The 24,816-nt window shown below is 62.4% G+C and carries 19 protein-coding genes; 9 read left to right on the forward strand and 10 right to left on the reverse strand.

Going from position 1 to position 24,816, the window contains the following annotated elements; all coding sequences use genetic code 11:
• Positions 1-7: 7 nt before the first annotated feature.
• From IE093_RS08495 to IE093_RS08530, 8 genes are all read right to left on the reverse strand, one after another.
• The gene (locus tag IE093_RS08495) at positions 8-940 is read right to left on the reverse strand and encodes a hydroxymethylglutaryl-CoA lyase (protein WP_189468125.1); all 933 of its coding nucleotides are present in this window, start codon (positions 938-940) and stop codon (positions 8-10) included.
• Complete coding sequence (locus IE093_RS08500; protein WP_189468127.1) at positions 937-2,901, reverse strand: aconitate hydratase; 1,965 nt, start codon at positions 2,899-2,901, stop codon at positions 937-939. The genes IE093_RS08495 and IE093_RS08500 overlap by 4 nt, the downstream gene beginning before the upstream one ends.
• The gene (locus tag IE093_RS08505) at positions 2,894-3,424 is read right to left on the reverse strand and encodes a TRAP transporter small permease subunit (protein ID WP_189468129.1); all 531 of its coding nucleotides are present in this window, start codon (positions 3,422-3,424) and stop codon (positions 2,894-2,896) included. Before IE093_RS08505 ends, IE093_RS08500 begins: the two co-directional genes overlap by 8 nt.
• A 9-nt stretch (positions 3,425-3,433) precedes the next feature.
• Positions 3,434-4,480, reverse strand: coding sequence for a TRAP transporter substrate-binding protein (locus IE093_RS08510; RefSeq protein WP_189468130.1), 1,047 nt, complete (start codon positions 4,478-4,480; stop codon positions 3,434-3,436).
• A 76-nt stretch (positions 4,481-4,556) separates the two neighbouring features.
• On the reverse strand, positions 4,557-5,846 hold the full coding sequence (locus IE093_RS08515; protein ID WP_189468132.1) for a TRAP transporter large permease: 1,290 nt from the start codon (positions 5,844-5,846) through the stop codon (positions 4,557-4,559).
• Positions 5,847-5,858: 12 nt separating this feature from the next.
• A complete protein-coding gene (locus tag IE093_RS08520; protein ID WP_189468134.1) occupies positions 5,859-7,073 on the reverse strand; it encodes a CaiB/BaiF CoA transferase family protein in 1,215 nt (404 codons plus the stop codon).
• Between the two features lie 48 nt (positions 7,074-7,121).
• A complete protein-coding gene (locus IE093_RS08525) occupies positions 7,122-7,829 on the reverse strand; it encodes a GntR family transcriptional regulator (RefSeq protein WP_229803399.1) in 708 nt (235 codons plus the stop codon).
• A gap of 192 nt (positions 7,830-8,021) precedes the next feature.
• A complete protein-coding gene (locus IE093_RS08530) occupies positions 8,022-8,840 on the reverse strand; it encodes an acyl-CoA thioesterase (RefSeq protein WP_189468136.1) in 819 nt (272 codons plus the stop codon).
• 180 nt (positions 8,841-9,020) lie between these two features.
• Between IE093_RS08530 and tadA the strand changes: the two genes are divergently transcribed.
• A complete protein-coding gene (gene tadA / locus IE093_RS08535; protein ID WP_189468138.1) occupies positions 9,021-9,488 on the forward strand; it encodes a tRNA adenosine(34) deaminase TadA in 468 nt (155 codons plus the stop codon).
• Here the strand turns inward: tadA and IE093_RS08540 are convergent.
• Complete coding sequence (locus IE093_RS08540; RefSeq protein ID WP_189468140.1) at positions 9,485-11,470, reverse strand: GGDEF domain-containing protein; 1,986 nt, start codon at positions 11,468-11,470, stop codon at positions 9,485-9,487. The genes tadA and IE093_RS08540 overlap by 4 nt on opposite strands.
• A gap of 15 nt (positions 11,471-11,485) precedes the next feature.
• Positions 11,486-12,952: a membrane-bound lytic murein transglycosylase MltF gene (gene mltF / locus IE093_RS08545; RefSeq protein WP_189468142.1), complete on the reverse strand. Its 1,467-nt coding sequence runs from the start codon at positions 12,950-12,952 to the stop codon at positions 11,486-11,488.
• A 167-nt stretch (positions 12,953-13,119) separates the two neighbouring features.
• Here mltF and purL point away from each other — a divergent pair, with 167 nt between their 5' ends.
• The 8 genes from purL to IE093_RS08585 form a co-directional block, all read left to right on the forward strand.
• On the forward strand, positions 13,120-17,055 hold the full coding sequence (gene purL / locus IE093_RS08550; RefSeq protein WP_189468144.1) for a phosphoribosylformylglycinamidine synthase: 3,936 nt from the start codon (positions 13,120-13,122) through the stop codon (positions 17,053-17,055).
• Between the two features lie 474 nt (positions 17,056-17,529).
• Positions 17,530-18,702 carry an ImmA/IrrE family metallo-endopeptidase gene (locus IE093_RS08555; protein ID WP_189468146.1) on the forward strand — a complete coding sequence of 391 codons (1,173 nt, stop codon included), beginning with the start codon at positions 17,530-17,532 and terminating at the stop codon, positions 18,700-18,702.
• Positions 18,702-19,253 carry a DUF4411 family protein gene (locus tag IE093_RS08560; RefSeq protein WP_189468147.1) on the forward strand — a complete coding sequence of 184 codons (552 nt, stop codon included), beginning with the start codon at positions 18,702-18,704 and terminating at the stop codon, positions 19,251-19,253. Before IE093_RS08555 ends, IE093_RS08560 begins: the two co-directional genes overlap by 1 nt.
• A gap of 474 nt (positions 19,254-19,727) precedes the next feature.
• Positions 19,728-21,521, forward strand: a complete 1,794-nt coding sequence (radD, locus tag IE093_RS08565) for a DNA repair helicase RadD (RefSeq protein WP_479691162.1) — start codon at positions 19,728-19,730, stop codon at positions 21,519-21,521.
• Between the two features lie 236 nt (positions 21,522-21,757).
• Positions 21,758-22,702 carry a segregation and condensation protein A gene (locus IE093_RS08570; RefSeq protein ID WP_189468151.1) on the forward strand — a complete coding sequence of 315 codons (945 nt, stop codon included), beginning with the start codon at positions 21,758-21,760 and terminating at the stop codon, positions 22,700-22,702.
• Positions 22,699-23,580: an SMC-Scp complex subunit ScpB gene (scpB, locus tag IE093_RS08575; protein ID WP_189468153.1), complete on the forward strand. Its 882-nt coding sequence runs from the start codon at positions 22,699-22,701 to the stop codon at positions 23,578-23,580. Before IE093_RS08570 ends, scpB begins: the two co-directional genes overlap by 4 nt.
• Positions 23,577-24,434, forward strand: a complete 858-nt coding sequence (gene rluB / locus IE093_RS08580) for a 23S rRNA pseudouridine(2605) synthase RluB (RefSeq protein WP_189468155.1) — start codon at positions 23,577-23,579, stop codon at positions 24,432-24,434. The genes scpB and rluB overlap by 4 nt, the downstream gene beginning before the upstream one ends.
• A 174-nt stretch (positions 24,435-24,608) precedes the next feature.
• A partial coding sequence (locus tag IE093_RS08585) for a hypothetical protein (RefSeq protein ID WP_189468157.1) occupies positions 24,609-24,816 on the forward strand: 208 nt, incomplete at its 3' end.

The raw sequence follows: 24,816 nt of genomic DNA on the forward strand, positions 1-24,816 counted from the left end.
GCCTGGGTCAGCTCACCCGCTCGCGAGGCACCTCACGCAGGTGGCTGGCGGTCTGGCCGCCAGGCAGCGCGGCGATCAAGTCGGCGGCGTTCAACAGGAGCGGCAGGTCGATGCCGGTGTGAACCTTGCCGCCCTGTAAGGCGTAGACTAGATCCTCGGTGGCGGTGTTGCCGGTGGCGCCGGGCGCGAAGGGACAGCCTCCCAGCCCGCCGCAGGCGGCGTCCACTGCCGTGGCGCCATGGTGGATGGCGAACAGCGCATTGGCCACGCCCATGCCGAAGGTGTCGTGGCCATGGAAGGCCCATCGCAGGCTGGGGCGTTGATGGCGTTCGCGCAGTCGGGTGAAATGCTCGGCCACCTGATAGGGCGTGGCGCGTCCGGTGGTGTCGCATAGGGCGACCTCGAGTTCGAGGTCTCCGCACAGGGCCAGCGCCTTGTCCAGCGCCGCGTCGACTTGGGTCCAGGCGATACGCCCCTCGTAGGGGCAGTCAAAGCTGGTGCCCAGGTCAAGGCGCAGGCAGGCATCGCCCGCCTGGCGCAGACACTCGACGACCCTGGCCAGATCGGCGAGCGATTCGTCGACACTGCGCCGTACATTGCTCTGGTTGTGCGATTCCGACACCGAAACCACGTAGACCACTTCGCGCACGCCTTGCGCCAGGGCCAGTTCCGCTCCCTTGAGGTTGGGCACCAGTGCCGAGAAACGCATGCCGGGCCGATTGGCGAAGGCGGCGACCAGCTCGCCGGTATCGGCCATCTGCGGTATGGCCTTGGGGCTGACGAAGGAACCGATCTCCATTCGGGTGATACCGGCATCGATCAGCGCCTGGATGCAGCGCTGCTTGTCGGCGGTGGGCAGCGGATCGCGGATCGACTGGAAACCGTCGCGCGGGGCGACCTCGACGATTTCCACCGCCTTGGGGGGCGTGAGCGGTGTCATGACGTTGCCTCCTGTGATGGCGTGGGGCTCGGGCGCTGCTTGAGCCAGTTGATCACTCCTCCGTGGGAGAGAATCTCCAACTGGCGAGGGCTGAGTTCGTGTCTCAGGGTGAGGGTGTCGTCGTCTAGCGAGGCCTTGAGGATCTGCCCGGCGGCCAGCTGCTGGCGCAGGTCGTCGATACGTACTCGTTGGCCTTGCTGCAAACGGTCGAAGTCGGCCGGATCGGTGAACGTCAGCGGGAGCACGCCGAAGCAGGGCAGGTTCTGCCAGTGAATGCGCGCGAAGCTCTTGGCGACCACCACCTGCAGCCCCAGCAGGCGCGGCACCAGGGCGGCGTTCTCGCGACTCGAGCCCTGGCCATAGTTGGCGCCACCGACGATCACGTGGCCGGCGTCGCCCTGTTGTCGCGCGCGCTCGACATAGCCGGGGTCGACGGCCTCGAAGGTGTGCTCGGCCGAGGCGTGGACGTTGCTCCACAGCGGTAGCACCCGGGCACCGGCCGGCATGATGTCGTCGGTCGAGATGTTGTCGCCGGTCTTGAGCAGGATGGGAATTTCGAGGCTGTTCGGCAGGGGCTCGAGCAGCGGCAGCGGTGGGGTGTTGTCGGTAGCCAGCAGTTCGACGCCACGGGCTTTCTCGGGCGGCAGCGGCGGCACGAACCAGCTGTCGTTGACCACCATGCGCCCGGGCTCGCGGGGACGTGGACACGGCATGTCGAGGGTGCGCGGGTCGGTGATCACCCCGGCCAGGGCCGAGGCGGCGGCGCTTTCCGGGCTGCACAGGAATACACTGTCCTCCCGGGTGCCGGAGCGGCCCGGGAAGTTGCGCGGTACCGTGCGCAGGCTGTTGCGGCCGGCGGCAGGCGCCTGGCCCATGCCGATGCAGCCGTTGCAACCCGGCTGATGCAGCCGTGCACCGGCCTCGACCAGGGCGCTCAGGTGGCCCTCGCCGATCAGCGCCGCCAACACCTGGCGGGTCGAGGGGTTGATGTCCAGCGAGACGTTGGCGGCCACGCTGCGACCCTTGACGATCTCCGCCACCACCGCGAAATCGCGATAGCCGGGGTTGCCCGAGGAGCCAATGTAGGCCTGGTAGAGCGGCTCGCCGGCCACCTCGCTGACCGGTACCACCTTGTCGGGGCTGGAGGGCAGGGCGATCAATGGCTCGAGCCGCGACAGGTCGATGTGTTCGGTGCGGTCGTATCGGCAGTCCGCATCGGCGGCGTGCGGTTGCCAGTCGCCCTCGCGACCGCGCGAGCGCAGGAACTCGCGGGTCACCTCGTCGCTGGGGAAGACGCTGGTGGTGGCGCCCATCTCGGTGCCCATGTTGGCCAGCACATGGCGGTCCATGGCGTCGAGCGCAGCGAGCCCCGGGCCGTGGTATTCGAGGATGCAGTTCTTGGCCCCGGCCACCCCATGGCGGCGCAGCAACTCGAGGATGATGTCCTTGGCGCTGACCCAGTCGGGTAGTTCGCCTTCGAGGTGCACGCCGACGATCTCCGGCATGGGTAGGTAAAGCGGCTCGCCGGCCATGGCCATGGCCACTTCTATACCGCCGGCACCGATCGCCAGCATGCCCAGCGCACCGGCTGCCGTGGTATGGCTGTCGCAGCCGACCAGACTCTGGCCGGGCACGCCGAAGCGCTCCATGTGCACCGGGTGGCTGATGCCGTTGCCCGGCCCGCTATACCACACGCCCAGCCGTTCGCAGGCGCTCTTCAGGAACAGGTGGGAGTCGGCGTTGATGTTGTCCTGCTGGATCAGGGTGTGGTCGATGTATTGCACGCTCGGCGAGGTATGCACGCGCTCGATGCCCATGGCATCCAGCTCGAGCATCACCAGGGTGCCGAGAATGTCCTGCAGCAGGGCCTGGTCCATGCGCAGGGCGATCTCGCTACCCGGGGTCATATCGCCGTCGACGAGATGGGCGGCGATCAGCTTGTGGCTCAGGGTGTCAGGCATGGGGAGAACTCTCCTGTCGCTTGAGCGCGTCGGGATGAAGCCATTGCTGGCCAGCACGCAGCGTGTCGATGGCGAACTGCAATCCCAGCAGGCCGAAGCCGACCGGCAGTATCGCGTAGGGGATACCGATCGGGGTGCCGAGAGAACTCGACACCCGTTCGCCATACTCAAAGGCCTGCATCATCATGATCCCGCCGCGCCAGGCCAGCACGAAACAGAATATGACGCCAAGAATGCCGGTGATCACGCCGATCGCGGCTTGCAAGCGGGCCGACAACTTGACCTTGAAGTAGTCGATGCGGATATGGGCATCGTGGCGCTGGGCCTCGGCGGCACTCATCACCGCCAGGTAGACCAACAGGAAGGAGTTGATCTCCAGGCTCCAGTTGGTCGGGGCCATGAACACATAGCGCATGACGGCGTCGTAGCAGATCGTCACCATCATGAACAGCAGCACGGCCATCGAGGCCCAGCGCAGGACGGCCATCAGGCCGTCCCAGGGGCGCATGATCAGGGATGTCATGGCACCCTCCTACGCCTCGCCCAGGGCCAGGGCGATGGCGCGCTCGCCGACTTCCTCGCCGACATCCTCCTTCCAGGCCGTCCAGATGGCGTCGGCGCCTTCGTTGAAGGTGGCGATATCCTCATCGGAGGGCTCGATCACCTCCACGCCCTCGGCCTCGACCTGGGGCCAGTACTCGTTGGGATAGATGTCGTCGTTGCAGTGGCTGATGAAGTTCTCGTCGTACCACTGGGCGGCCCGCTCGAGGATCCCGCGGGTATCGTCGTCGAGGCGGTCCCAGCGGTCGCGGAGCATGAACGGGGCCACCGTGAACGCCGTGGTCGGCAGCTTGTAGCAGGTGTCGAGCTGCTCGTGCAGGCTGCGGCCGATCACCGTCGAGATATTGAACACCCCGGCATCCACGGTGCCGCGTTGCAGGGCCATGTAGGTTTCCGAGGACGGGATGCGGGTGGCGCCGATGCCGTACTTCTCGAGGGCCAGCGTCGCCTCGTAGCTGACCACACGCACTTTTTTGCCCTGCAGGTCGGCGAGTGAGCGAATCAGGCTGCCCTCGGTGCTCCAGATGTACTCCGGCTCGAGGATGCCGCCGCCGGCCGTGGGCATGTAGAGGTTGTCCTCGGCGAGTTGCTCGTTGATCAGCTCGAGCAGCGGGCTGCCCATCGCCAGGCGCTCGGGATGGCGATAGAGCTCGCCAACCACCCCGGGCAGCCCGGTGATGCCGAGAATCGGCAGCGAGCGGGTGATATAGGAGGAGGTGTGGAACATGAAGTCGATGTTGCCGGCGCGCAGGGCGGGCAACTGCTCGTCGGCCTTGAGCAACTGGCCGGAGTCATGGAAGTCGACCGCGAGGGTATCGCCCCCGTTTTCCGCAAGGAAGTCGACGAAGCCTTGGGAACCGTAGGTCAAGGCCTTGTAGGAAGGGGGGAGGTAGGTGACGCCCACCAGGGTGTTGGCGGCCATGGCGCGCGGCGAGAACAGGCTGTGGCCGCCGAACAGGGTGGCGCCGGCGGTGGCGAAGGTGCCGTATTTGAGCACTTGGCGACGGGTTAGGGTCATGATGATGTCTCCTGCTTGTTGTTGTGAGCGTGGATTCGATTGACGTTGCAACCGTTGCCGGTTGTCTTGCACCGGGCTACATCAGGCCCGGCAACCACAGGCTGAGGCTGGGGAAGAACACGAACAGCATCAGCACGAGGAACTGGACGGCGACGAAGGGCAAGGCACTGCGGATGATTTCTTCCACCGAGAGTTCGGGACAGACGCCGCGCAGGGCATAGAGATTGAGCCCCACCGGCGGCGTGACCACGGCGATTTCCAGGTTGAGCACCATGACGATGCCGAACCACAGCGGGTCGTAGCCGAGTGCCTCGATCAGCGGCAGCAGCACCGGAGTGGTGACCACGATCAGTGACACGGCGTCGACGATCATGCCCAGCAGCACCAGCAGAAGCATCACTGCCAGCAGGATGGCCCAGGTGGGCAGGCCACTGGTGGTGAGCATCTCGGTCAGCAGTTGCGGCACGCGCACCATGTTCAGGTAGTCGCCGAAGATCTTGGCGCAGCCGATGATCAGCAGGATGGCACCGCTGATGCGCGCGGTGGAACCGAGGATCTCGACCATCTTGGCCCAGGTCAGGCTGCGGAAGATCACGGCGGCGATCAGGAAGGCGCCCATGGCGCCGATACCGGCGGCCTCGCTGGGCGTGGCAAAACCGGTATAGATCGAGCCGAGCACGGCCAGCACCAGCAGGGCGGCGTGCCAGATGTTGCCCAGGCTCTGCCAACGCTCGCGCCAGGTGAAGCGTTGCGTGGCCACCGGGGCTTCACCGGGATTGAGCAGCACACGGACAAAGATGAATAGCGACAGGGCAACGGCGAGCACGATGCCGGGCACGATACCGCCGATGAACAGCTCGGCCACCGACACGCTGGAGACCGCGCCATAGATGATGAAGGGCACGCTGGGCGGGATCAGCATCGCCAGTGCCCCGGCGCTGACCACCGCACCGGCGGCCAGCGAGCGGCTGTAGCCACGCTCGAGCATCTGCGGCACGGCGATCGAGCCGACTGCGGCGACCCCCGCCAGGCTGACGCCGGACACCGCGCCAAACATCGCCGAGGCGCCCACCGAGGAGATCGCCAGGCTGCCGCGCAGCCAGTTCAACCAGCGCACGGCAGCCTGGAACAGGCTGGAGCCCACCGGTGTTGCCCCCAGGAAGTTGCCCATCAGGATGAACAGCGGCAAGGCGATCAGTTCGAAACCGTTTAGCTGGCCGAACAGCGACGAGGGTGCAAAGAAGAACGCCAGTGAGCCGCGCGCCAGGTACAGGCCGATCAGTCCGGCTACGCCCAGCGCCAGGAAGATCGGCATGCCGAGCCCAATCATGCCGACCAGCGCGATCACGACGAATACGGGTTCCATGGTGGTGCCCCCCTAGATCACGTTGTCGCGGCGAAGCGTTTCGAGCGTGTCGCGGTCAAGGTCGAGCCAGTCGCCGAGAATGGCCTCGGTATGCTCGCCCAGCGCCGGCCCGACATGGCGGATTTGTCCCGGCGACTCCGTCAAACGTGGGAAGACGTTCTGCATGGGCAGCGGCTTGCCGTGGCGGTCGGGGACCTCGACGATCGATTCGCGGGCCTGGAAGTGGGGGTCGGCGAGCATGTCCGGGGCGCGATAGACCAGCCCAGCCGGCACCCCGGCCTCGGCCAGCCAGTCGACGATATCCTGGGCATCATGCTGGTGCGTCCAGGCGGCGATCAGGTCGTCGATGGCCTGCTGGTTCTCGCCGCGCGCGCGATGGGTGGCGAAGTCGGGATGTTCGGCCAGCTTGGGCTGACCCATGACCCGGCACAACCGCTGGAACACGCTATCCTGGTTAGCGCCGATGATCACATCGCGGCCATCGCGGGTGGGATAGGCATTGGACGGCGCAATCCCTTTCAGGAAGCTGCCGCTGCGCTCGCGGATCTTGCCGGTGCGGGCATAATCCGGCACCAGACTCTCCATCATCGCCAGCACCGACTCGAAGATCGCGCTGTCTACCACTTGGCCGCGGCCGGTGCGTTCGCGGTGATGCAGCGCGACCAGGGCCCCCATGGCACCGTGCAGGCCGGCCAGGGTGTCACCCAGCGAGATGCCGACGCGTACCGGGGGGCGGTCGGGATAGCCGCTAATGTAACGCAGCCCTCCCATGGCCTCGCACACCGAGGCGAAACCGGCGCGCGAGGCGTAGGGGCCGTCCTGGCCGAAGCCGGTGACGCGCACCATGATCAGGCCGGGATTGACCTTGGCCAGGTTGTCGTAGTCCAGTCCCCAGCGTTCCATGGTGCCGGGACGAAAGTTCTCGATCAGGATGTCGGCCTGGCCAGCCAGTTCGCGCAGGATGTCCTGGCCACGCGTCTGGCGCAGGTCCAGCGTCAGCGACTTCTTGTTGCGGGCGATGACGTTCCACCACAGCGGTTCGCCGCTGTCGTCGGCCTCGCCCCATTGGCGCATGGCGTCGCCCTTGCCGGGTGGCTCGATCTTGACGACCTCGGCGCCGAAATCGGCGAGGACTTGGCCGCAGTAGGGGCCGGCGATCAGCTGGCCGAGTTCGAGTACCTTGAGATCGGTGAGCGGTGTCTGGGGTGTGAGGGGGCTGTGGGACATTGTTGTTGTGCTTCCTCTGATAACGAAGGGTTCGCTGAGGCGCGGGATTCAAGGCGCCGCGCCATCGGGCGCCGTGTCGGGGAACCTGACATGCAGCGCGCGGGCCGCGAGCAGGTGCGAGCGCATCACGTTTTCCGCCCAGGTAGGACTGCTGGCCTCGATCGCCTGCAGGATCTCGCGGTGGTGACGCATACTGCGGCGCAGGTGGTCGATATCGTAGTTGCCGAAGTTGCGCCGGATCACCGAGGTTCTCACTACGCTGTCGAGCACCGCGATCAGTCGCTGGTTGTCGCTGGCCTGTACGAGCTCGCGGTGGAACTCATGGTTCAAGTTGGCGATTTCGTTGCGTGCCTCGGGATCGGCGACGACGCGCTCGGTGAGTTGCTCCATGCGCGTCGCCAGGCTATCGAGGTAGGCCAGGCGCGAGGTCTCCATGCGATGGCAGGCCAGGCCCACCGCCATGGGTTCCAGTACCAGACGCAACTCGAACACCTCGCGTGCGTCCTTTTCGGTCCAGGCCACGACTCGTGCGCCGTGATGGGGGATGGCCTCGAGCCAGCCTTCTGACACCAGCTCGCGAAGGGCCTCCCGTACCGGTGTGCGGCTGACGTTGAGCTCGCGCGCGACACTGGTCTCGCGGACATATTCATGGGCCCGGTAATGGCCATCGATGATGCGCTGCTTGATGGCTTCGTGTACCTGGGAGGTGGCGGTTTTCGCCACGCCGTCGATGTCGGTGCGTCTGGCCTTGGCCACAATGACTACCTCGAAGTTGCATACAATACCAACCCTAGGTCAGGTGATATCCATCTACAAACTAGACTTTCGGGTAGTGTTGCATGCAATTTCTTGGGCAGAGGAGGCTGCTGGATCGGCACCGCCAACGCCCGGTGGGGTCAGCGCTTCAGCAAGGTGGACGGGGCTGTGTCGAGTTTGGCGATGACGAAATCAGTCGCGCATGCGGATCAGGCCCTCCTGGGCGGCCGAGGCGACCAGTTGACCTGCGCGATCGTAGATGCTGCCGCGGGCGAAGCCGCGGGCGCCGCCGGCCCAAGGGCTATCCATGTCGTAGAGCAGCCAGTCGTTGACGGTAACGTCCTGGTGGAACCACAGCGCATGGTCGAGGCTGGCGATCTGCAGCCGAGGGTCGCCGAACGCGATACCATGGGGTACTAGCGAGGTGGTCAACAGATTGAAATCGCTGCTGTAAGCCAGCAGGTAGCGATGCAGGGCCGGGTCGTCGGGCAGGTTGCCGGATAGCCTGAACCAAAGCCGCTTGCGCGGTGGCCTGTCGCTGCCATTGCCAGGGTCATCACCAAGGTGCAGGAACTCGATGGGGTGCCACTCGAAACGTTGCACCTTGGCTCCCTTGGCGATCAGGCTGTCGGGATCGTCCTGATGGGGCATGGCGAGTTGGTGAGATAGACCCTCTTCCTCGCCATGGAAGGAAGCGCTGCAGAAGAAGATCGGCTTGCCCTTCTGGATGGCGGTAACGCGGCGGGTGGTGAAGCTGCCGCCGTCGCGCACGGTATCGACCTGGTAGACGACTGGCCGCTTCGCGTCGCCAGGGCGCAGGAAATAGCCGTGCAGGGAGTGCACGCGACGTTCCGGGATAACCGTCTGGCTGGCTGCCGACAGTGCTTGGCCAAGCACCTGGCCGCCGAACAACTGCGGAAAGCCCAGATCCTGGCTCTGGCCTCGGAACAGGTTTTCCTCGATCATTTCCAGGCCCAGCAGGGCGACTAGGTCATCCAGGGCTCGAGTCATGGCGCTATTCCTCTAGCAGTATAATGCTTCAGGAAACGCTGAATGAACGCCTGCGCGACTCGATCAAGGTGTTACGCGGTGCTGATGTTCAGGCGTCTTGTGCTCGATGCCGCTCGTCGGTTCATCAGTATTTCCTTTACGATCGTTTCATGTCACTCAGCATACCGGAGGCCGCCACCGATGCGCAGCGATGAATTCTACATGCACCGGGCACTCGATCAGGCGCGATTAGGCTTGGTGGCCGGCGAGGTCCCGGTCGGCGCGGTGCTGGTGGATGCCTCGGGCGAGATCGTCGGGCGTGGCTACAATGCCCCGGTGGGCGAGCACGATCCCAGTGCCCATGCGGAGATCCGCGCCTTGCGCGATGCCGCCGTCCGGCTGGGCAATTACCGCCTCGACGGCTGCACCCTCTACGTGACCCTGGAACCTTGTCTGATGTGTGCTGGAGCGATCATCCAAGCGCGTGTGGCGCGGCTGGTCTATGGCGCCGCCGAGCCCAAGACCGGCATGGTCGAGTCGAAGGCCAACCTGTTCGCACAGCCGTGGCACAATCATCGGGTACAGGTGGATGGTGGGCTGCTGGCGACCCAGGCGCGTCGTCTGCTGCGCGATTTCTTTGCCGAGCGACGCGGGGGTGACGACAGCTAGCGTCTCGTTTCCAGCGAGGCATCACCCGAAGCGCATACCACGCGGTCGCGACCGCTGGCCTTGGCTTGGTAAAGCGCCTCGTCGGCCGCCTGCATCAAGGCGGCGATGTCCAATGGTCCGTCTTCCAGGGTAGCCAGGCCGATACTGACGGTGAGCTGGCGTCCATCATGGTGCAGAAGATTTTCCTCTTGCATTCGCTCACGCAGGCGCTCGGCCACGGCTAGTGACGAATGGGCGTCGCAAGCGGGTAGGCATGCCACAAATTCCTCGCCGCCGTAGCGAGCGAACAGGCCTCCGGCCTCCTCGACGATTTCTCGCCCAACCTCGCTCAGACTTTTGAGGTAGCGGTCGCCGATCAGGTGTCCCTGATGGTCGTTGACCTGCTTGAAATGGTCCACATCGCAGATCAGCACGCTCAGCGGACGTCGCTCGGCCTGGGCCTTCAGCGTTTCCATGAACAGGCGGCGATTGGGCAACGCCGTCAGCTCATCATGACGCGCCAGCCACTCGATTTCCTGCTGTAGCTTGGCACGCGCCTGGACCTCGTGGCGCAATTCGATGTTGGAGCGGTGCAGGGCGCGGTGCTGCAAGGCCAAGCGCCGGTAAGCATAGAGCACTAGATAGAGCAGGTAGGCCAAGGTCAGTCCGGTGGCCAGGCCGACCACGGGAAGGCGAGCGCGACGCTCCAGCAGCAGAGCACGGCTGGGTCGAGTGACCAGGGTCAGTGATTGGCCGGCCACATCGAGCGAAGCCTGGTGTTGCCAAGGGCCGAGCCCGGTGGTCGGGCCGAGTTGCACCAATGTGGTCTCGCCCTGGCGCAACTCCAAGAACATGCGCCCGGTGTCGACTTCGTCGAAAAAGGTACCCATCAGTACCGGTAAGCTGACCACCATGGCCGCCGCGCCCAGAATGCGTCCGTCGTCGGCGCTGGTGACAGGCAAGTAGTGGATGATGCCGGGACCTCCCTGCAGCAATTCGACGACCCCGGTGCGCCCCACGCGGCCATGGAACAGTGCCTGACTCAGCGCTTCGCGACCTTCGGGCTGAACGTCGAACAGTCGCGCCCCCAGTACCTGCAGATTGGGCTGTACGGGGTATACCCTGATGACCCGGCTATCCAGATTGATGAAGGCGATATTGAGGAAGTAGCGGAAATCGCGATAATAGGGAGCGGTTTGTAGTGCCCACTGCTCGACGGTCGGTGCGCTGTCGAGCAGATTCCAGGAGTTCGCGAAGCGATGCATGGCGGCCACGTGCTCCTTGAACTCATGGGTGGTGTGACCGGCCAACTGCTGGCCTTGTGCGTGTACTTCAGCACGCAGCGTGCGATCTTCCAGTGCCTTCTGCTGATGCCAGAACAGCAGCGTTACCCCCACCAGCGCGAGAGCCGGCCACAGCGGTCGATGCAGGTTGTGACGCTCGGCATACCCGATGGGCAGGAAGGCCAGCCCTTGGGCGAGCAGCAGCCCCCATTGGGTAAGTTGCTGCGTGGGCGAGGCGGCGTAACGCAGCACCTGATGGGCAGTGGCGTTTGGCAGGCTTTCGAGACCCTGAATCACCAGCAGCAAGGCGACCGTGCCCAGCAACAACGGTGAGCCGAGGTTCGGGCGTTCCCCCAGCCAGGCGTTGACGGCCAATAGTGCAAGGCTCAGGGTGGCCAGTAAGGCGGGACGCCAGTCGTCCAGCAAACTACCGGGCAGAAACCGATGGGCCAAGCTGTCCCAAGTGGCGAGGCTGATCCAGTATTCGGGCAGCAGATAGCTCGACAATGCCAGCATCAGGGGGGCGAGCGCGCAGACCAGCAGCAGTCTGGCCAGCATGGGGTGTCCCGCGAGCCGGGCCAATTGACCCATACCGACCAACACGATCAGCAAGGTCTGAGGGGAGGACAAGGCATTGTCCCAGGCACGCTGATCGCCTATCAAGACGACCCCGGCCAGGCCCAGCGCCAAGCTGGTCAACGCGATGGCGGCGCGAGTCACGGCGCCGCCACTCTTCTAGAGAACCGGTGGGACGGTGTTGAAGATGCTATCGTCATCTGCATCGGGTTGACGTTGATTGAGCAGGAAGAACTGCTGCTGACTACGGTCAACGTAGTTGAGAATCTCATAATAGCGGCGGATGTTGCGCACATAGATCACCGGCTCGCCACCACGGGCATAGCCGTGGCGTGTCTTGCTGTACCATTCGCGATTCTGCAGCAGCGGCAGGGCTTCGCGAACATCGGCCCAGGCGTTGGGATCGCCGCCTCGCATCTCGGCGATCTTTCGAGCATCGTACAGGTGTCCCAGGCCGACATTGTACGCGGCCAGAGCCATCCATAGTCGGTCGGAGTCGTCGATATCCTCGGGCAGGCGTTCCATGATCTGGCGCAGATAGCGGGCCCCTCCGTCGATACTCTGGGCCGGGTCGAGTCGATTACCGATATCCATTTCCCCGGCGGTGGCATTGGTCAGCATCATCAGGCCGCGTACGCCGGTGGGCGAGGTTGCCTTCGGGTTCCAGTGGGACTCCTGATAGCCCACTGCCGCCAGCAGTTTCCAGTCGAAGCCGGTATCGCGGGCCGCGCGAAGGAACAGGTCGGCATAGTCGGGCAATTTCTCATGCACGTGGTCGATGAAGATCCTGGCCCCGACGTACTCCAGGTAATCATCGTGGCCGAAATAGCGCTGTACCAGATCGTCCAAAGTACCATCGAGGCGCAACCTGTCCAGGAACCGATTGGTCTCCTCCAGCAACCCCAGTCCCTGGCTCGAGGGCAATGCCCAGGCCATGCTCAGCGGCTCACCGAGTTCCAAGCCATTTTCCACGCCGGGGAAGAACAGGCGGTTCAACTTGAACTGGTGAGCATACAGGACCGCAGCGTCCAGGCTGCCATTCTCCACACGCTGCAACAGGTCGGCGACTTCCAGGTCGGGTGTCTCCTTCCAGCTCAGCTCGGGCAACTCGGCTTGCAGTTCGCGCAGAATCAGGCCTGCACCGGATCCTTGTATTGCCGCTACATTGAGACCTACCAGGTCGGCCGGCTCGCGTAGTGGCGGCAGTCCGCGACGGTAGACCACCATCGGTTGCAGTTCGAGGATCGGGCGGCTGAAGTGCAGACCGGGAAGGGTCGGGTCCAGCGGTAGCGCCGCGGCGCCGATATCGCCTTCGCCGTTGCGCACGGCTTCGAGCACACCCGCGATGTTATGGCTGGCATCCATCGACAGGCTGACACCGAGATGGTCGGCGAAGCGCCGGATCAGTTCGTATTCGAAGCCGCTGGGGCCGTGGCGTCCTTCATAATAGGTGGTGGGGGTATTGCGCGTGAACACCGCGATGAAGTCCCGGCTGCGAATATCGTCCAGGTGCCGACCTTGGGAAGGTACCTGGCGGTTGGGGATGAGCGCCAGTACGAGTGCGGACAGCAGCAGGAGATACCACCGTCGATAACGATTGAGGTGGCGAAAAAAGGCCTTGGACATGAGCAATGTGCGATCACGATGAGACGATTCACCTTACCGGCCGCCGAGCACTCTGTCACCTCGTGTCGACCACGGATTTCGCCATGCCTACGCTTTCCAGTATCATGTGCGCTCATCGCCGCCGGCCGCGGCCCCCGTTTTTCGCTTTCTTCAGAGGCTCTATCGACATGCTCGAACTGCGAGGCGCGCCCGCCCTTTCCGCTTTCCGTCATGCCAAGCTGCTGGCCGCCCTGCGTGCGCATGTGCCCGAGGTCGAATCGCTGCATGCCGAATATGCGCACTTCGTCGATCACGACGGCGAGCTGTCCGGCGATGACCGGGCAGTGCTCGAGCGCTTGCTTGACTATGGCGCCCACCAGGAGTCGGCACAGGGGAGTGCGAGCTCTCCGCGCGAGGGGCATTTATTCCTGGTGGTGCCACGTTTGGGAACGCTGTCACCTTGGTCGTCCAAGGCGACTGATATCGCCCGTAATTGCGGCCTGACCCGAGTTCGGCGATTGGAGCGAGGCATCGCCTATCGCGTCAAGCTCGCCGGCATGCTCTCGGAAGATGCCTTCAATTCCATCGTTGGCGTTTTGCACGATCGTATGACGGAGTCCGTGCTGGCCAATGCCTCGGATGCCGCCAAGCTGTTCGCTCACCACGAGCCGGCGCCGCTGGGGCAGGTGGATATCCTCGAAGGCGGACGTGAGGCGCTGGCCAAGGCCAATGTCGAACTGGGGCTGGCGCTGGCCGAGGACGAAATAGACTACCTGTGTGACGCCTTCCAGGGGTTGGGGAGAAATCCGGCCGACGTTGAGTTGATGATGTTCGCCCAGGCCAACTCCGAGCATTGTCGCCACAAGATCTTCAACGCCGATTGGGTGATCGATGGCGAGTCCCGTGAGCGCTCGCTGTTCAAGATGATCAAGAACACCTACGAACACTCACCTGGCAAGATTCTCTCGGCCTATAGCGACAATGCCGCGGTAATCGAAGGCACTACGGCGGGACGCTTCTTCCCGGCCCCACTGGTCGGCAAGGAGGGTGAGAAAGCCGCCTATGGCACGCACCGCGAGCCGATCCATATCCTGATGAAGGTCGAGACCCACAACCACCCCACGGCGATCGCTCCCTATCCCGGTGCGGCCACTGGTGCCGGTGGCGAAATCCGCGACGAGGGGGCGACCGGTATCGGTGGCAAGCCCAAGGCCGGCCTGACCGGGTTCGCGGTTTCCAACCTGCGCATTCCCGAGTTCGTGCAGCCTTGGGAGGCATTCGACTATGGCAAACCCGAGCGCATCAAGAGCGCGCTCGAGATCATGCTCGAAGGCCCGATCGGCGGGGCGGCCTTCAATAACGAGTTCGGCCGTCCCAACCTGTGCGGCTATTTCCGGAGTTACGAGCAGGATGCGGTGGGGCCGGGCGGCATCGAGCGACGCGGCTACCACAAGCCGATCATGATCGCCGGTGGCTATGGCAACATCCGCGAGCGCCACGTTTCCAAGGGCGAGATTCCCGTCGGCGGCAAGCTGATCGTCATGGGCGGGCCGGCGATGCTGATCGGCCTGGGCGGCGGAGCGGCATCCTCCATGGCCTCGGGCAGTTCCAGCGAAGACCTCGATTTCGCTTCGGTACAACGCGACAACGCTGAGATCGAGCGCCGCGCCCAGGAAGTCATTGACCGCTGCTGGGCGTTGGGCGAGGCCAACCCGATCCGCTTCATCCATGACGTGGGGGCCGGTGGCCTGTCCAACGCCTTGCCCGAACTGGTCAAGGATGGCGAGCGTGGCGGGGTATTCGAGCTGCGCGCCGTACCCAACGCCGAGCCGGGCATGAGCCCACTGGAGATCTGGTGCAACGAGGCCCAGGAGCGCTACGTCCTGGCGGTGGCCCCGCAAGACCTCGACACCTTCGATGCCCTCTGCGCCCGCGAGCGCTGCCCGTACGCGGTGGTTGGCGAGGCCAGCGAGGCGCACCATCTCGAGGTTCGCGACGGTCACTTCAATACCCAGCCGGTGGACCTGCCGATGAGCGTGTTGTTTGGCAAGCCGCCCAAGATGCAGCGTGAGTTCCAGCGCCAGACCCTCGACCTGCCTGGCGTAGCATTGGACAACCTCGACCTTCGCGAGGCTCTGGAACGGGTGCTGCGTCTTCCCACGGTGGCCTCGAAGAGCTTCCTGATCACCATCGGTGACCGCTCCATCACCGGCCAGGTCGCCCGTGACCAGATGGTCGGCCCCTGGCAGGTGCCTGTGGCCGATGTCGCGGTGACCACGGCGAGCTTCGATACCCATGCCGGTGAAGCCATGGCGATGGGCGAGCGCCCGCCGGTGGCGCTGATCGACCCTGCGGCCAGCGCCCGCCTGGCGGTGGCCGAGGCTATCACCAACCTGGCTGCGGCACCTATCGAGGCGCTTTCCGACATCAAGCTTTCCGCCAATTGGATGAGCGCCGCCGACCATGTCGGCGAGAACCAGGCACTGTATGACGCCGTGCATGCCGTCGGCATGGAACTCTGCCCGGCGCTTGGCATCGCCGTGCCGGTAGGCAAGGACTCGATGTCGATGCGTACCGCTTGGCAGGAGGACGAGGAAGAGAAGAGCATCACCGCACCGCTGTCACTGGTGATTACCGGCTTTGCCCCGGTCACTGACGCGTTGAAGACCCTGACGCCGCAGATCAACCTGGAACAGGACGAGAGCGACCTGATCCTCATCGATCTGGGCGCCGGCCAGAATCGCCTGGGCGGCTCGGCGTTGGCCCAGGTTTATGGCCAGGTCGGCAACGAGTGCCCGGACCTTGACGATGCCGAGGATCTCAAGGCTTTCTTCGGCGTGATCCAGGGTCTCAATGCCGACGGCAAGCTGCTGGCCTACCATGACCGCAGCGACGGTGGCCTGTTGGTGACGCTGCTGGAAATGGCTTTCGCCGCTCATGCTGGCCTCGAGATCAAACTCGACTGGTTGATCGACGAGCCTCACGAGGCGGTCAACGCGCTGTTTGCCGAGGAGCTGGGCGCGGTGATCCAGGTCAATCGCCGCGACACCGAGTTCGTACTGGCCCAGTTCGCTGCCGCCGGTATCGACACTTGCGGCGTCATTGCCCGCCCGCGCTACGACGACCAGGTGCGCGTGACCCTGTTCGAGGAACCGCTGCTCGAGACCACCCGCCTGCTGACCCAGCGTTCCTGGGCCGAGACCAGCTACCGCATGCAAGCGTTGCGTGACAATCCCGACTGCGCCAAGAGCGAGTTCGACGGCCTGCTGGACGACCGCGACCCGGGCCTGTCCGCTTCGCCCTCCTTCGATATCGACGAGGACATTGCTGCGCCCTTCGTCAATAGCGTACGTCCACCGGTGGCCATACTGCGTGAGCAGGGCGTCAACGGCCAGGTGGAGATGGCCTGGGCCTTCGACCGCGCTGGCTTCGAGAGCATCGATGTGCACATGAGCGACATTCTCGAAGGGCGCGTGGATCTCGAGGAATTCAAGGGCCTTGTCGCCTGCGGCGGGTTCTCCTACGGTGACGTGCTTGGTGCCGGTGGTGGCTGGGCCAAGTCGGTGCTGTTCAACGCGCGTGCCCGCGATCAGTTCGAAGCCTTCTTCCAGCGCGATGACAGCTTCGCCCTGGGGGTATGCAATGGCTGCCAGATGCTCTCGCAGCTCAAGGAACTGATTCCCGGGGCCGAGAACTGGCCGCGTTTCGTGCGTAACGAGTCCGAGCAGTTCGAAGCGCGCACGTCGATGGTTCAGGTCGAGAAGAGCCCATCGATTCTGCTGGCCGATATGGAAGGCTCGCGGCTGCCCATCGCCGTGGCGCATGGCGAGGGACGCACCGAATTCCGCGACAGTGGTCACTTGCGGGCCATGCAATCGAGCTCGCAGATCGCCTTGCGCTACGTCGACAACTACGGCCAGGTCACCAGCCGGTACCCGGCCAACCCCAACGGCTCACCGGCGGGGATCACCGGCCTGACCACGCCGGATGGTCGCGTCACCATCATGATGCCGCACCCCGAGCGGGTGGCACGTGCGGTGACCAATTCCTGGCGCCCGGCCGAATGGACCCAGGACGGCGCGTGGATGCGTTTGTTCCGCAACGCTCGCGTCTGGCTGGGTTGATGCCCGCGCACGGTGTCAGGACGCAAGAGGCGGCCTGCGGGCCGCCATTACCCTGCGGTTCTTGCCGGAGCTGCGAGGCCGACTGTCAAAGAGTTTTAGATTAAAACAACCGGTCGGTAAGTTATCCGGATAATCAGTGTGTTACAAATCTTCATTGAAGATGGGCGAGTGCTCAGCGTCGAAGAAGCCACTGCACTACCTCGGCCTTTTGGAGAGAGTAAGTGATCTGTTTGACGATGTGCTCGCCTCAACACATGAATCGAATTACACCTCTAGCTAGGACAAGCGTACTGGCAGCACGACCGGGAAGAAACCAAAACAGCAAACAGCGCAGAGGAACAACCCTTGCTCTGCCTTTGTGCTTGAACACGATGAACGCTAATCTTGCTGACAGGCACCGTGTCAGGAGAGCCTGCACTAGGGCTCCCCAGCAAGGCGCAGAGATACTGAGCCGATGGGGTATGGGTAAACGAAATGAGTAAAGTGAATCCGGACATACTCAAGTGGGCAAGAGAGAGTGCTGGCCTGAGTCTCGAGCAGGCAGCTAGGAAGTTGTCACTCAAGAGTACACGCATGTCTGGAGCTGAGGTACTGGCAGCATACGAGGCTGGCGAGAAAGAGCCGACCCACAAAAAGCTACTGGATATGGCTAAGCACTACCATCGTCCGTTCATTACTTTTTTCTTGCCTGAGCCACCCAAGAGCGCATCTATGGGTGAAGACTTCAGACGCTTGCCTGACACCCAATTTGATGAGAATGAAGGCGGTGCCAAGGCGCTAGTGCGAGATATATACATCAGGCAGTCTCTTGTAAAAGATGCTCTTATAGATACCGAAGAAGATGAGGTGATCGATTTCGTCGGGATGGGCAATACGGTGCCGGCTATTGATGACGCATGCCGTAAGGTTAAAGATTATTTCAACTTTGACATTGGTATGTATCGCAGTAAGTCTAATGCGCATCAAGCCTTTAACTACCTACGGGAGCATGTTGAAAATAGGGGGCTCTACGTTCTTCTAATAGGAGATCTGGGAAGTCATCACTCGTCGATAAGTACTGATGTCTTCAGAGGCTTTGCTCTATCAGACCCCATAGCTCCGTTTGTAGTTATAAATCACAATGACTCGAAGGCAGCATGGAGCTTTACCCTGCTGCATGAAATTATTCATGTTTGGCTAGGGAAAACTGGCATAAGTGCTCAAAGCAATGAACATCAAGTTGAGCGATATTGCAATGATGTTGCAAGCCATATTTTGGTGAGCTACGGTGAAGTGGGAGATATTTATAAACTATCTCAGGGGGCTGGTGATGAGTTTGTATCCACGATCCAGCGTGAGGCGAATAAGCTCAATGTTAGTGCCTCTCTAATAGCCTATAGGTTTTACAGAGATGGCTTCATTGCTAAATCTGTATGGAAAAACATAAGCGCAGAACTTCGCGATTTGTGGAAACAGTCCAAGCGCCATAAGAAAGGTGAGTCGTCTGAGTCGAGTGGTAATTTTTATAATACCCGACGGCATAGGGTGGGTGGCGCGTTGATCAATCTCGTTCGTCGGTCGCTGCATGATGGAGTCCTAACAGAAACTAAGGCAGGTAGGGTGCTGGGTGTCAGTCCGGGAAACGTTGCTGAAATGGTAGGGTTATAATGCCTGGCGAGCAAAAAAGATTATTCTTGCTGGATGCAAACGTCATTATACATGCCCATGATCTATACTACCACATGGATAGGGTTCCAGAGTTTTGGCGCTGGCTCGAATTTCATGCTGGAAACGGATTGATCCGCATGCCTCTCGAAATTATTGATGAAATAAAAGGTGGGGACAAAGCACAGCACGTTCAGTGGGCGAAGGACCGGGATATACGAGATATTATGATCTTGGATGAAGAGTTCGACGTGGCTCTGCTGAATCGGGTGATTTCGGAAGGATATGCTGACGATCTCAATGAAGTTGAGGTCGATAGGCTTGGTATGGACCCTTTCTTAATAGCGTACGCGCTCAAAGATAGGGGGAGCCGAATTGTTGTATCTAACGAAGTTTCAAAGCCAAGAAAACAGCGTGCCAACCGAAAGGTTCCCGACGTTTGTGCTAGTGTTGGTGTTCAATGTTGCAATGTTTATGAACTGTTAAGGGAGCTGGATTTCAGCACTGATTGGCATGGCAAGCTCATGCTGACAGGAGGCTCTGCTGCTTCTTAGCTTCTCAGATTACTGGCTGCTTGCCTGCTCTTACTTGTCGCGTTCCGTGTGGCTAATGGTTTGATTTTGAGATAACTCTAGTCTTTTGAATTGCCAGTCTTTCATCGCTGAAACTGAAGGTTAGTGGCTCATCGTTTTCTATCTACATAGTGACTGTGAAGCTAGCAATTGTGCTGAAGCGTTTGCTCTAGGTCTTCTCATGATACATACTGCCGTGTTGCCAGTACTTCGCTGATACGACCATTAAAGAGCAGTAGATATGGCTATGGCCACAACAGGAGGGAGTACTCTCTTTAGGAGGATGCATCAATGGGGAATCTCCTCCTTAAAGTAAACCATCTTGAAGGGGTAAGTGAGATCTGCACCTCTTTTCAGGACAGTTTGGTATGATGGATGACGCTTCATGATAAGATCAAGGCACCGCGAGATACAGTAAATAGGCCACTAACTATTTCTCCCTCGAATTGTTCGACATTGCCCAGTCAAAGACTTTCTTCTCTGTCGTCGCCACCCACCCTACGCCCCTACCAGCAACAGGCAGTCAGCCGGGTGGTGGCGCACTTTCGCCAGACCGACGAGCCCGCGGTGGTGGTGTTGCCCACCGGCAGTGGCAAGTCACTGGTGATCGCCGAGCTGGCGCGTCTGGCTCGTGGCCGGGTACTGGTACTCGCTCATGTGCGCGAATTGGTCGAGCAGAACCATGCCAAGTATCAGGCCTATGGGCTCGAGGCGGACATCTTCAGTGCCGGCCTGGGGCGCAAGGAGAGCGGGCGCCAGGTGGTATTCGGCTCGGTGCAGTCGGTGGTGCGCCATCTTGACAGCTTCGACGATGGCGCCTTCACCCTGTTGGTGATCGACGAGTGCCACCGCGTCTCGCTGGACGATGACTCGAGCTACCGCCAGGTGATCGACCGCTTGCGCCAGGCCAATCCGCGCCTCAAGGTGCTGGGATTGACCGCGACTCCCTATCGCCTGGGACAGGGCTTCATCTATCACCGTCATCATCACGGCATGGTGCGTGGCGAGGCCGACTGCTTCTTCGCCGACTGCGTGTTCGAACAGCCGCTGCGACTGATGGTCAAGCAAGGCTATCTGGCCGAACCGAAACGCATCGATGTTGCCGTCGAGCGCTACGATTTCTCGGCGTTGGTGCCGTCGACACGTGGCTTGTTCAGCGAGGACGATCTCAATCGTGTGGTCAGTGGCCAGCGTGTCACGCCCGGCATCATCGCCGAACTCGTCGAGCGTGCGCGTGACCGTTGCGGGGTGATGATCTTCGCCGCTACCGTGGCCCACGCTGAGGAGATTCTCGGCTATCTGCCGCAGGGCGAGGCGGCACTGGTTACCGGCACTACTTCCTCCGGTGAACGGGAACGGTTGATCGCTGCCTTCAAGGGTGAGCAGCTCAAGTATCTGGTCAATGTGGCGGTGCTGACCACCGGCTTCGATGCACCGCATGTCGACTTGATCGCCATCCTGCGACCCACCGAGTCGGTGAGCCTCTATCAGCAGATCGTCGGACGAGGGCTGCGCTTGGCGCCAGGCAAGTCGGACTGCCTGATCCTCGACTACGCCGGCAACCCTTGGGATCTGTATGCCCCCGAGGTTGGCTCGCCGCGGCCCGACTCCGACTCGGAACCGGTACAGGTCGAATGCCCAGCCTGCGGCCATGCCAACCTGTTCTGGGGCAAGCGCGACGGCGAACTCGTCATTGAACACTTCGGTCGCCGTTGCCAGGGCTTGGTCGAGGATGGCGACCGTCGGCGCCAATGCGACTTTCGCTTCCGCTTCAAGACTTGCGAGACCTGCGGCGCCGAGAACGACATCGCTGCCCGCCAGTGTCACGGCTGCCAGGCGCGGCTGGTCGATCCCGACGACAAGCTCAAGGAGGCGCTGCGCCTCAAGGACGCGCGGGTGCTGCGGGTCAGCGGCATGCAACTCGAGGCGACGCACAACGGCCGCGGTCTCGAGCGGCTCAAGGTTACCTACCATGACGAGGATGGCGCCACGCTCAGCGAATGGTTCGCGTTGGAAACTCCGCCGCAGAGAGCCGCCTTCGCGGCAGTGTTCCTGCGCGATCATCTACGTGCGCCGGGTGCCGCCTGGCGGCCCACCTCGCCACACGAAGTGATCGATGGCGAACGTCGTCTGCGAGCCCCGGACTTCGTCGTCGGGCGCAAGGTCGGCCGCCACTGGCAGGTGCGCGAAAAGCTGTTCGATTATACGGGGCGCTATCGGAAGGCCGATGACGCGGCCGAGACGTCATAAGCGGATCGGCTTGGGAAGCGTTGAACAAATCGACGAGCGGAGTAAAACGCAAGGCGCACGGAGCACAGGAACCGGAGCATATGGGGTATATGTGAGGATTCCGAGCACCGCGCAACGTAGCGGTTTGCCCGCGCAGGCATTGGTTCAGTGCTTCCCTTACGCAGGAGGCCCCTGTCTTGCTAGACTGCACGATTGATCCATCCGTAGACCGGAAGCCTCAGGAGGCCAGGCCACGCGTGAGCGATACGCCTTCGACCGCCGTCGCCGATACCCCAGCCGCCCAGCAGGTGGATGCCTTGGCGCGGCTGTTCGACGAGCCGATTACCGAGCTGCCCGAGGATCTGTACATTCCGCCCGAGGCGTTGCGGGTCTTTCTCGAGGCCTTCGAGGGGCCGCTCGACCTGTTGCTGTACCTGATCCGGCGGCAGAACCTGGATATCCTGGCCATCGATGTGGCGGCCATCACCCATCAGTACATCGAGTACGTGGAACTGATGAAGGCGCTGGAGATCGAGCTGGCCGGCGAATATCTGCTGATGGCGGCGATGCTGGCCGAGATCAAGTCGCGCACCTTGTTGCCGCGTCCGCCCAAGGGCGACGACGAGGACAACGAAGCCGATCCGCGCGCCGAACTGATCCGTCGTTTGCAGGAGTACGAGCAATTGAAGTTGGCGGCCGAGACTCTCAACGAGTTGCCGCGCTTCGGTCGTGACTGGTTTCCCGCCCAAGCCGGGTTGCCGGAGCTGGAAACACGGGTGGTGTATCCCGAGGTCGACCTCGATGAACTGTTGCACGCGCTGTCCGGGGTACTGCGTCGCGTTGAGCTGACCAAGTCGCACCAGATCAGCCGCGAGGTGCTTTCCACCCGGGAGCGCATGCTGGCGATCATGGAGCGCCTGAATCACGATCACTACACGCCTTTCGAAGCGCTGTTCAGCCTGGAAGAGGGCAAGGCCGGCGTGGTGGTGACCTTCATGGCGATTCTCGAATTGGCCAAGGAGGCAATGATCGAGATCATGCAGAATGCCCCCCTGTCGCCGATCCATGTGCGGGCGCGACTGACTACGGAGAGCGAAGCGGTGGTGGAGGACTCGTTCGAAGGAGACTCTGATGCCATGTCGGGAGAAAGCCCGTATGAACACGATGAGGCCATGGCGGACGATGCGGAGGGGCAGCGATGAACGATGCCTTCAGGTCGTTCGATTCACCGGCGCTGGATGAGATTCTGGAAGGCGTGCTGCTAGCGGCGGGCGAGCCGGTGTCGTTGGAGCGTATCGAGGCGCTGTTCGATGACATGCGGCCACCTTCGCGTGCCGCTATCCGTGAGTCGCTGGCCAAGTTGAGCGAGCGTCTGGAGAACACGGCACTGGAATTATGCGAGTCGGCGTCGGGCTATCAGGTGCGCATTCGTCAGCGGCTCTCGCCATGGGTGTCACGGCTATGGGATGAGCGGCCCCAGCGCTACTCGCGGGCCCTGCTCGAGACATTGGCGCTGATCGCCTATCGCCAGCCGGTGACGCGTGGTGACATCGAAGAGGTACGCGGGGTCGCGGTGAGCAGCTCGATCATGCGCACCCTGTCGGATCGTGGCTGGATTAGGGTGGTCGGGCAGCGCGACGTGCCAGGGCGCCCGGCGGTCTATGCCACCACCCGCCAGTTCCTGGACGATTTCGGGCTAAAGACCCTGGACGCCTTGCCGCCGATGCACGAGCTGAAGGATTTCGACGAATGGCAGGCCAATCTGGAAGCGGCAGGTGTCGATGACGGGCCGCGCGGCAACGCGACGGAGCAGGGCGGCGATGTCGAGGAGCGCGAAGATGATGCCGCATCGGCAGCGACACCGCACGATGAGTATGGCGACGAACTGGATCAAGACAATGAACTAGCAACGACCGGGATGGCCGATGCCGAACCACACGCCGAGAAGGCGTCCAGCCGGCCGGGACTGAGCTTCTCCGATCTCGAAGCCCGCCTGGCCGAACGCGCTCGCGAGACCGTCGAGGAGGACGGACACGCGGGGGCGGCAACCCCAACCGATGAGAAGTCAGACGACTCATGAGTACCACCAGCGAAAAATTGCAGAAGGTCCTGGCCCGTGCCGGACTGGGCTCGCGCCGCGAGATGGAAACCGCCATTAGCGCCGGGCGCGTCAAGGTCAATGGCCGCGTGGCCACCCTGGGCGACCGTATCGAGTCCCGCGACAAGGTGACCTTCGACGACCGTCCGGTGACCCTGCGCGGCGCCGAGGAGACCCCGCGTCGGGTGATCATGTACAACAAGCCCGAAGGCGAGCTGTGCACACGCAAGGACCCCGAAGGGCGGCGCACCGTGTTCGATCGTTTGCCTCGGCTCAAGGGCGAGCGTTGGATCGCCATCGGCCGCCTGGACATCAACACCAGTGGCCTGCTGCTGTTCACCACCGACGGTGAACTGGCCAACCGCCTGATGCACCCCTCCACCCAGATCGAGCGTGAATACGCCGTGCGCGTGATGGGCGAGGTCAGGAAGGAGCAAGTGATGGCCATGGTCGAGGGCGTGATGCTCGAGGATGGCCCGGCACGTTTCACGGACGTGCAGGAGTTCGGCGGTGAAGGCATCAACACCTGGTTCCACGTGGTGATCATGGAAGGCCGCAACCGCGAAGTACGCCGGCTATGGGAATCCCAGGGCCTGACGGTGAGCCGTCTCAAGCGCGTGCGCTACGGCAACATCTTCCTCGACAAGCGGGCCAAGGCCGGCGAATGGACCGAACTGAACCAGGACGAGATCGACGACCTGTCGACGATGGCCGGGCTCGCGACACGCAAGGTGCCGGAATTGACCCCGGACGAGAAAAACCGCTGGAGCCGCGACAAGCACAAGCGGCGTCCGGTGCAGGCGATGCGGAAACCCAAGGCGCCGCGCAAGCACTGACTCCTTCCTGATATTCCCCAACCTTAGCTAGGCCCGCTTCCATTTAGGAAGCGGGCCTTGTCAATGTTTTTCTAAAGTTTCTTTTCCAGCTGCCGTTATTCCTCATCAAGAAGAAAGTGTGTCGCAAGGAACGCACTAAACAACGAATAACAGTGATGCAGGGACGCAGCCACCATGAACATCCGTAGCCCATTGGGCCGCTACGTTGCCATCCTCCTCATCAGTGCCCTGTTCTGGCACCCGGTCATCGTGCTCGCCGACGGCATCGTCGTCGCCCCCGGCAGCGGCAACACGTCCCTGGACCAGGCCGGCAACGGCGTGCCGGTGGTCGATATCGCCACCCCCAACCGGCGCGGGCTGTCGCACAACCGCTTCACCGACT

It is taken from the genome of Litchfieldella qijiaojingensis, assembly GCF_014651875.1.
Lineage (GTDB): Bacteria > Pseudomonadota > Gammaproteobacteria > Pseudomonadales > Halomonadaceae > Litchfieldella > Litchfieldella qijiaojingensis.